Source organism: Sphingomonas sp. CCH10-B3, assembly GCF_001556185.1.
Classification (GTDB): Bacteria; Pseudomonadota; Alphaproteobacteria; order Sphingomonadales; family Sphingomonadaceae; genus Sphingomonas; species Sphingomonas aquatica.
In genome coordinates, this window is sequence record NZ_LSIJ01000085.1 from 62169 (window position 1) to 69631 (window position 7463).

The following is a 7463-nucleotide window of genomic DNA, read 5'->3' on the forward strand; positions in this document are numbered from 1 at the left end:
GCGTCGCAAGCCGTCTTACCCTTACAGCGCGAGGAAGGAGGTAGAATTATGTCCGGAAAGAACCAGCATGTCGTCCCGCACGCGGGGTGTTGGGCTGTTCGCGGCGCCGGCAACGGTCGTGCGACATCGATCCATGACACTCAGCGTGACGCGATCGATGCTGCACGAGGCATCGCGCAGAACCAGCGCAGCGAACTTCTGATCCACGGCCGCAACGGTCAGATCAGGGACCGCGACAGCTACGGCGGGGACCCGTTCCCGCCGCGCGGCTGACCTGATGGGCGTGCCGGAAGGCACGCCCCGTTAGCCAATCAGTACCTCCGCCCTACCACCATCGGAACGCAACGATGATCAAGGTCTTCCTCTCCCACCAGTCGACCGACGCCGTCACAGCTGCTGGCGTCGCACGCAGGCTGAAACAGCAGCACGACATCGACTCCTACCTTGATGTAATCGACCCTTACATAGGTCGACCCGGGGAGGATCTTGCAGCCCACATCCGCAGCGAGATGGGCAAGTGCACCCAGCTCCTCGCAGTCGTTTCGGATGCGACCAAGGCGTCGCAGTGGGTGCCGTGGGAGATTGGCGTGGCGACGGAAAAGGACTTTCCACTCGCCACCTACGCTGCCGCTTGGGCGACGCCGCCCGAGTTCCTGCGCAAGTGGCCTTACCTACGGTCGGACGCTGATCTCGACCAGTATGCCATCGCTTCCAAGACGGCGCGCCGCGTGCTGATCAACAAGCGCACGACGCTGAACGAGAGCACTGCGCGCGCGTCCTCGACCCGCGACTTCTACGCCACCCTGCGTGCCGGCCTTGGCCAGTGATGCGCACCATAAGGAGCATGCCATGACCAAGACCGTGTTCGTCGCGTTCGCCATCGAGGACGAGCGCCAGCGCGACTTTCTCAAGGGCCAGTCGCTCAGTCCGCGTCAGCCCTATGAGTTCATCGACATGTCGGTGAAGCAGCCGTACGATACGCAGTGGAAGGAAAGGGTCCGGACGCGCATTCGTCGCTCGGACGGTGTGATCGCGCTGGTCAGCGCGAACTCTCTCACCTCCACAGGCCAGAAGTGGGAGATTGCCTGCGCAATCGAGGAAGGTAAGCCCGTCCGCGGTATCTGGGCCTTTTCGAATGATCGTACGGTGCTGCCGTCAATCAAGACGCTCGCCTGGAGCGACGCGAACATTTCCGGCTTCATCGACTCGCTCTAAGGCCAGACATGCGCAAGGCCCTCATCGTCGGCATCGACCACTACGACCACATTGGCGGCCTAAGTGGCTGCGTGAACGACGCGCACGCTGTGCGACAGGTGCTGGAGCGTCACGCCGACGGCACCGTCAATTTTGCCACGCCTCTCCTGCTAACCGGTACCGGGACGGATGATGTCGGCCGTGCCGCGCTAAAGGAGGCTGTGCGCGAGCTATTCGCCGATAATGCCGAGATCGCGTTGTTCTACTTCGCTGGTCACGGTTTTATCGAGGACACAGGCGGATTTCTCTGCGGCAGTGACTGCAAATCAGGCGACGACGGCCTGTCGCTCGCCGAGGTGATGACCTTCGCACGTAAATCGCCAGCGAAGAACAAGATCGTGATCCTCGACAGCTGCCACTCCGGCGTCGCGGGCAGCCGCACGGACACGCCCGCGCTCGCCGAGGTCGCGGAGGGCATGACCATCATGACAGCGTCCACGGCTGAGCAGTATGCGATGGAGGTGACAGGCGGCGGCGCCGGCGTGTTTACCAGCCTGTTCGTCGACGCGCTAAACGGCGCGGCCGCTAACCTCGTGGGCGACGTGACGCCCGGCGGCGTTTACGCGCACGTCGACCAATCACTCGGACCGTGGTCGCAGCGCCCAGTGTTCAAGACGAACGTGAAGAGCTTCGTCTCGCTGCGCAAGGCGCAGCCGCCAATCGAGCTCGCCCACCTGCAGGCGCTGGCGACCCACTTCCCTACAGCCGACTTCGTGTTCCAACTTGACCCATCCTTTGAGCCCGAGCGCAGCGCGGAGCAGCGGGCCGATGCATCGATCCCGGTGCCCGACCCACTCAACAACGCCGTATTCTCGGTGCTGCAGAACTACGTGAAAGTGAACCTAGTCCGGCCGGTCGGTGCACCACACATGTGGCACGCAGCGATGCAGTCGAAGGGTTGCGAGCTGACGGTGCTTGGTCAGCACTATCGGAACCTCGTCGAGCAGAACCTCATTTGAGCGGTATGGACACGGAGGAGATCAGCAGTCGCCTGGAGGCCGCCGTTGAGAAGCTCGCGGCCCTGGAACACGAGCGCTGGGCGCATTGGCAACGCTATGTCCATTCGGTCGGCGAGTGGCAATCAGACGGCTCTCTGGTGATTGCTCCGGACCTGGTCGCACGGTGGGAGCGGCAGATCGCTACGCCGTATGCAAATTTGACGGAAGCTGAACGGGAGAGCGACCGGGAGCAGGTGCGTCGCTACCTGCCCGTGCTAAAGGCCGCGCTGGCGCGCTAGCGACTGATGCAGTGTCACAACCGCGCGGTTGTGCCCCTTGCTACCGTCCTGCAGTCCGCTGTCGCCGTAGGACCTCGAATGCTCCGCTCGCTTTGGCGAGCGCGACCTCAACCGCATGCAGGTCGGTCGCAAGCGCCAGTTCCGGTCGCGCGGCCATGGTGAGCACCGCGGAGAGCACGGCATCGGACTCTCGTGCCAGCCTCACCAAATGGTGCCCGCTAGGACCCACAACCCCGTTCAGCCAGTTTCGCGCCGTCCGGTCGGACGCTTCCGTCCATCGCTGGATCTGCTTGGCAGCCCCGGTGCCCGTCCCGAGCTCGGTCCGCAAAGCCTCGCTTACTGCAACGATATAGTCGGCCTCGGTCAGCCTCCCTCCCCCATTTGGAAATCGGCTGCCGGACTTTGGAAACATGTTGCCGCCCCTTTCAGGATAGTGGCGGCTGTGGGCGCGTGCGCCTCTTGGTTCAGAGGCCGCCGATGGTCATCAATTGGAACACGCCTGAGAACGACAAGCCACCGGATCCGCCGCGGGTGCGAGCGGCCGAGTATGTCCGCATGTCGACCGAGCACCAGCAATACTCTACCGACAATCAGGCCGCCGCGATCCGGCGTTATGCCGACACCCACGGCTATGAGATCGTCCACACCTACAAGGATGACGGCAAAAGCGGCCTCAACCTGTCGGGCCGCTCGGGTCTGAAGCTCCTGCTCGCCGACATCGAGGCGGGTCGCACCGACTTTCAGGCGCTGCTCGTCTACGATGTGAGCCGGCTAGGTCGCTTTCAGGATCCGGACGAGGCCGCCACGCACGAGCTTCGCATCCGTGCCGCCGGCATCCAGGTCGAGTATTGCGCCGAGCAGTTCCGCAATGACGGGTCGATCAGCTCGTCGATCATCAAGACCGTCAAACGCACCATGGCGGCCGAGTACAGCCGCGAGCTGTCCGTCAAGGTGTTCGCGGGGCAGGCAAACCTCATCCGGCGCGGCTACCGTCAAGGCGGGGCTGCGGGCTACGGCCTGCGCCGCCTCCTCGTCGACGTGAACGGCGATCCCAAGGGCGAGCTCGGCCGCGGCGAGCACAAGAGCATCGCCACCGACCGCGTGATCCTGGTGCCCGGCCCCGCGGAGGAGGTGGCGGTGGTCCAGGAGGTCTACCGGCTGTTCACCGAGGCCGGAAAGCCCGAGCGCGAGATTGCCGACCTGCTCAATGCGCGCGGTCTCGTCACCGATCTCGGTCGCCCCTGGTCCCGGGGCACGGTCCATCAGCTGCTCATCAACGAGAAGTACGTGGGCGACAATGTCTGGGCGCGGACCTCCTTCAAGCTGAAGCGCCAGCACGTCCAGAACGCCGAGGACGAGTGGATCAGGGCCGAAGGCGCATTCGCGGCCATTGTCGATCGGGCGATGTTCGTCCGGGCACGCGCCATCATCGACGCGCGCTCCGAGCGGCTCAGCGATCAGGCGATGCTCGAGCTGCTGGCCTCGATCTTCGCCAGCAAGGGCATGCTGACGGGCCTGATCATCGATGAAGCCGAGGATGCGCCGTCGAGCAGCGCATATCGCAGCCGGTTCGGCAGCCTGCTGCGCGCCTACGAGCTGGTCGGTTTCGCTCCTGATCGCGATTATCGCTACCTGGAGATCAACCGGAAGCTGCGAGAGCTGCACCCCAGGATCGTCGATGACACGATCGCGGCGCTGGAACAGGCCGGCGGCACGGTCGTCCGCGACACCGCGACCGACCTGCTCACCGTCAACGGCGAGTTCACGGCTTCGCTGGTGGTGGTGCGATGCGTTCAGACCGCGGCCGGTTCGCTGCGCTGGAAGCTCCGGCTCGATACGGCGCTCAGGCCCGACCTGACGGTCGCGGTGCGGATGGCGCCAGGCAACGAACTGCCCCGCGACTATTACCTCCTTCCCCGCCTCGACATGGGCGATGCCGTGCTGCGCCTGTGCGAGCATAACGGCCTCTCGCTCGACGCCTACCGCTTCGATGACCTGTCCGCCTTCCATCGCATGGCGGCACGGCGATCCTGGAGAATGGCCGCATGAGCACCGCCAGACCTGCCCAGCGCGTGGAGTGGATCCCGCTCGATCGCATCACCATCGTCAACCCGCGCACCCGCAACAAGCGCGTGTTCAAGGAGATCGTCGACAACATCGCCCAGGTCGGCCTCAAGCGCCCGATCACGGTCACGCGTCGCATGGAGGCGGATGGTCCCTTCTACGACCTGGTCTGCGGTCAGGGACGCCTCGAGGCGTACCGGGCGCTCGGTCAGGGCGAGGTTCCGGCGCTCGTCGTCTCGGCCGATGCGGAAGACTGTCTGATCGCCAGCCTGGTCGAGAATTGCGCCCGGCGCCAGCACAGCGCGATCGACCTGCTGCAGGATATCGGCGGCATGCGGGAGCGGGGCCACAGCCTCCCCCAGATCGCCCGCAAGACAGGCCTGACGCTCGAATATGTCAGTGGCGTCGCCCGCCTCCTCGAGCAGGGCGAGCAGCGGCTGCTGCGGTCGGTAGAGGCGCGCGCGATCCCGCTCAGTGTCGCTGTGGAGATCGCCGACGCGGAGGACCATGATGTCCAGCGCGCCCTGCAGCTCGCCTATGAGAAAGGCACGTTGCGCGGTCGCAAGCTGCTTGCCGCGAAGCGCATCGTCGAGGATCGGCGCCGGCGCGGCAAGCATCTCAAACAGCATACCGGCAAGCCCTCTCATGGACAGAAGCTCTCGCCCGCCGCGCTCGTCCGTGCCTATCAGGACGACGTCGATCGCAAGCGCGCCCTGATCCGCCGTGCGGACACAGCGCGCGATCGGCTCCTCCTCATCATCGAAGCTCTTCGGCGACTGCGCTCGAACGAGCAGTTCGCGGCCCTGGTGGAGGACGAGGACCTCGCTACCCTGCCTGAAAACCTGGCGGTCCGCCTCGACCGGATGGGCGCGGTCTCATGAGCCCGGGGCCGCAAAGCATGGCCGTCAAACTGGCCTTCGAGGAAGCCAGCCTGCGCATCCCGATCGACAGCATCATGCCGCTGCGGGCCGTCTCCGCGGCCGTGAAGAAGTCGGTGAAATACGGCCAGATCGCAGCCTCGATCGCCGAGGTCGGGATCATCGAACCGCCTGTCGTCGCGCGGGACGCGACCGATCACGGCCGCTATCATCTGCTCGACGGACACCTGCGCGTCGAGATCGTGCGGGAGCGGGGCGAAACCGAGATCGTGTGCCTGGTCGCGACCGACGACGAGGCCTTCACCTACAACAAGCGGGTCAGCCGGATCGCGACCATCCAGGAACACCGGATGATCCTCAACGCGGTCAAAAAGGGCGTCTCCGAGGAACGGCTCGCCCGCGCCCTCAACGTCGACATCGCGAGCATCCGGAAGAAGCGGAATCTGCTGGTCGGCATCTGCCCGGAAGCGGCCGACCTGCTGAAGGACCGGCACATACCCATCCACGTGTTCACCGAGCTTCGTTTCATGAAGCCCGTCCGTCAGGTCGAGGCGGCCATGGCAATGATCACGATGAACCGGTTCACGGTCAGCTATGCGCGATCGCTGGTGGCTTCCACGCCCGACGATCAGCTCGTCGCCGGCAAGCCGCGCCGGGTGCCGGGCCTGACCGAAGACCAGGTCGCGACCATGCAGCGGGAGAGCGAGAATGTGGATCGGCAGCTGCGTGCTGTCGAGCAGAGCTACAGCGCCGACCAGCTCGATCTCATGCTGGCCGCCGGATACGTGAACCGCTTGCTCGGCAATGCCCGCGTGGTCCGCTACCTTGCCCAACACCATGCCGACATTCTGGCCGAGTTCCAGAAGCTGAGCGACCTCCAAAAGGCAGCTTGACGTGCCGTGACAACCGCAATGCCCTCGCTTCTGGTGCTCTGGTCTGGGCGCAGTGAGAAACCGAAATCGGACCAGCTGAATGGGACAATTGTTCGCAGTTGGCTACTTCGGGTCTTTACGGTTAGCTTAGCGCAACAGCATCGGCCTATGTCTCTTTGAGCCACTCGTTGAAGGGCTGGCTCACAAGGGTATACCCAACAACGCCAAGTAGGAGTGATGAGCAGGTGGCAGGCAGCGAGGTTAGGGCGGCGCGGGTGTATTTGCGGGTAAGCACGGACGAGCAGGACCTGACGCGGCAGGAGAGCATTGTGGCTGGTGCGCGGGCGGCCGGCTTTTATGTCGCGGCCGTATACCGGGAGAAGGCGTCGGGCGCGCGACCGGACCGGCCGGAGCTGCTGCGCATGGTGGCGGACCTGCAGCCGGGCGAGGTGGTGGTGGCCGAGAAGATCGACCGCATCAGCCGCCTGCCTCTGCAGGAAGCGGAACTGCTGGTGGATGCTATCCGGGGCAGGGGGGCTCGGCTGGCGGTGCCGGGCATTGTGGACCTGTCGGACTTGGTAGCTGATAGCGCAGGCGTGGCGCGCATCGTGCTGGAGGCGGTGCAGGACATGCTGCTGCGGGTCGCGCTGCAGACGGCGCGGGATGACTACGAGACCCGGCGCGAGCGGCAACGCGAGGGCATCGAGATTGCCAAGCGGGCGGGGCGGTACACCGGCCGCAAGCCGGACCTCGCCCACCACCGGCGCATCGTAGGTCTGCGCGAGGCGGGCATGAGCATCGCGAAGACCGCGGAGCTCGCCGGGTGCAGCATCGCCCACGTCAAGCGCGTGACCGCGCTCCACCGCTCAAGGGCCGCTCAGCCGCAGAAGACTAGTTGAGTACCGTACATGTTTTACCTGCGGGTCGTGGCAGACCGAACCCCACCGCGGATTGGTCTCCGCGTGGAGCAGCAGAGCGGCATCCTGGGTATCACCGCAGGATAATCGCGCATAGTCGCTTCCAACCTGCCATTCTGACACGGGGTTCCGACACCTGTAGACCCGCGGAAAAGCTGGGGTGCTACGCAGGTGTCACAACCGGACGAGACCGTTGAAAAAGGCTTGCGCGAAATCGGCGTGGCGGATGGCTGGTGACGCC

Annotated in this window: 9 protein-coding genes; all 9 read left to right on the forward strand. The window is 64.9% G+C overall.

The genetic code is table 11. The features are described from left to right. The first annotated feature begins 48 nt into the window (after positions 1-48). Positions 49-273, forward strand: a complete 225-nt coding sequence (locus tag AX672_RS14020) for a DUF2188 domain-containing protein (RefSeq protein ID WP_066652237.1) — start codon at positions 49-51, stop codon at positions 271-273. A 74-nt stretch (positions 274-347) separates the two neighbouring features. Next, positions 348-827, forward strand: coding sequence for a toll/interleukin-1 receptor domain-containing protein (locus tag AX672_RS14025; protein WP_066652238.1), 480 nt, complete (start codon positions 348-350; stop codon positions 825-827). Between the two features lie 22 nt (positions 828-849). After that, positions 850-1215, forward strand: a complete 366-nt coding sequence (locus AX672_RS14030; RefSeq protein ID WP_066652240.1) for a TIR domain-containing protein — start codon at positions 850-852, stop codon at positions 1213-1215. Between the two features lie 8 nt (positions 1216-1223). Further along, positions 1224-2213 carry a caspase family protein gene (locus AX672_RS14035; RefSeq protein ID WP_066652242.1) on the forward strand — a complete coding sequence of 330 codons (990 nt, stop codon included), beginning with the start codon at positions 1224-1226 and terminating at the stop codon, positions 2211-2213. 5 nt (positions 2214-2218) lie between these two features. Further along, positions 2219-2491: a RyR domain-containing protein gene (locus AX672_RS14040; protein WP_066652244.1), complete on the forward strand. Its 273-nt coding sequence runs from the start codon at positions 2219-2221 to the stop codon at positions 2489-2491. 477 nt (positions 2492-2968) lie between these two features. Further along, positions 2969-4540, forward strand: coding sequence for a recombinase family protein (locus AX672_RS14050; protein WP_066652248.1), 1572 nt, complete (start codon positions 2969-2971; stop codon positions 4538-4540). Beyond that, positions 4537-5436, forward strand: a complete 900-nt coding sequence (locus AX672_RS14055; protein ID WP_066652250.1) for a plasmid partitioning protein RepB C-terminal domain-containing protein — start codon at positions 4537-4539, stop codon at positions 5434-5436. Before AX672_RS14050 ends, AX672_RS14055 begins: the two co-directional genes overlap by 4 nt. Positions 5437-5453: 17 nt before the next feature. Further along, on the forward strand, positions 5454-6326 hold the full coding sequence (locus tag AX672_RS14060; protein WP_231731362.1) for a plasmid partitioning protein RepB C-terminal domain-containing protein: 873 nt from the start codon (positions 5454-5456) through the stop codon (positions 6324-6326). Positions 6327-6580: 254 nt separating this feature from the next. After that, positions 6581-7204 (forward strand): recombinase family protein, encoded by a 624-nt coding sequence (locus AX672_RS14065; protein WP_170172280.1) that lies wholly within the window; start codon positions 6581-6583, stop codon positions 7202-7204. The last annotated feature ends 259 nt before the right edge of the window (positions 7205-7463 follow it).

Excerpts from the sequence above, each read along its gene's own strand:
- AX672_RS14040 (WP_066652244.1), top strand. The coding sequence starts at position 2,219 with ATGGACACGGAGGAGATCAGCAGTCGCCTGGAGGCCGCCGTTGAGAAG.
- AX672_RS14055 (WP_066652250.1), top strand. The coding sequence starts at position 4,537 with ATGAGCACCGCCAGACCTGCCCAGCGCGTGGAGTGGATCCCGCTCGAT.
- AX672_RS14060 (WP_231731362.1), top strand. The coding sequence starts at position 5,454 with ATGGCCGTCAAACTGGCCTTCGAGGAAGCCAGCCTGCGCATCCCGATC.
- AX672_RS14035 (WP_066652242.1), top strand. The coding sequence starts at position 1,224 with ATGCGCAAGGCCCTCATCGTCGGCATCGACCACTACGACCACATTGGC.
- AX672_RS14025 (WP_066652238.1), top strand. The coding sequence starts at position 348 with ATGATCAAGGTCTTCCTCTCCCACCAGTCGACCGACGCCGTCACAGCT.
- AX672_RS14020 (WP_066652237.1), top strand. The coding sequence starts at position 49 with ATGTCCGGAAAGAACCAGCATGTCGTCCCGCACGCGGGGTGTTGGGCT.
- AX672_RS14030 (WP_066652240.1), top strand. The coding sequence starts at position 850 with ATGACCAAGACCGTGTTCGTCGCGTTCGCCATCGAGGACGAGCGCCAG.
- AX672_RS14050 (WP_066652248.1), top strand. The coding sequence starts at position 2,969 with ATGGTCATCAATTGGAACACGCCTGAGAACGACAAGCCACCGGATCCG.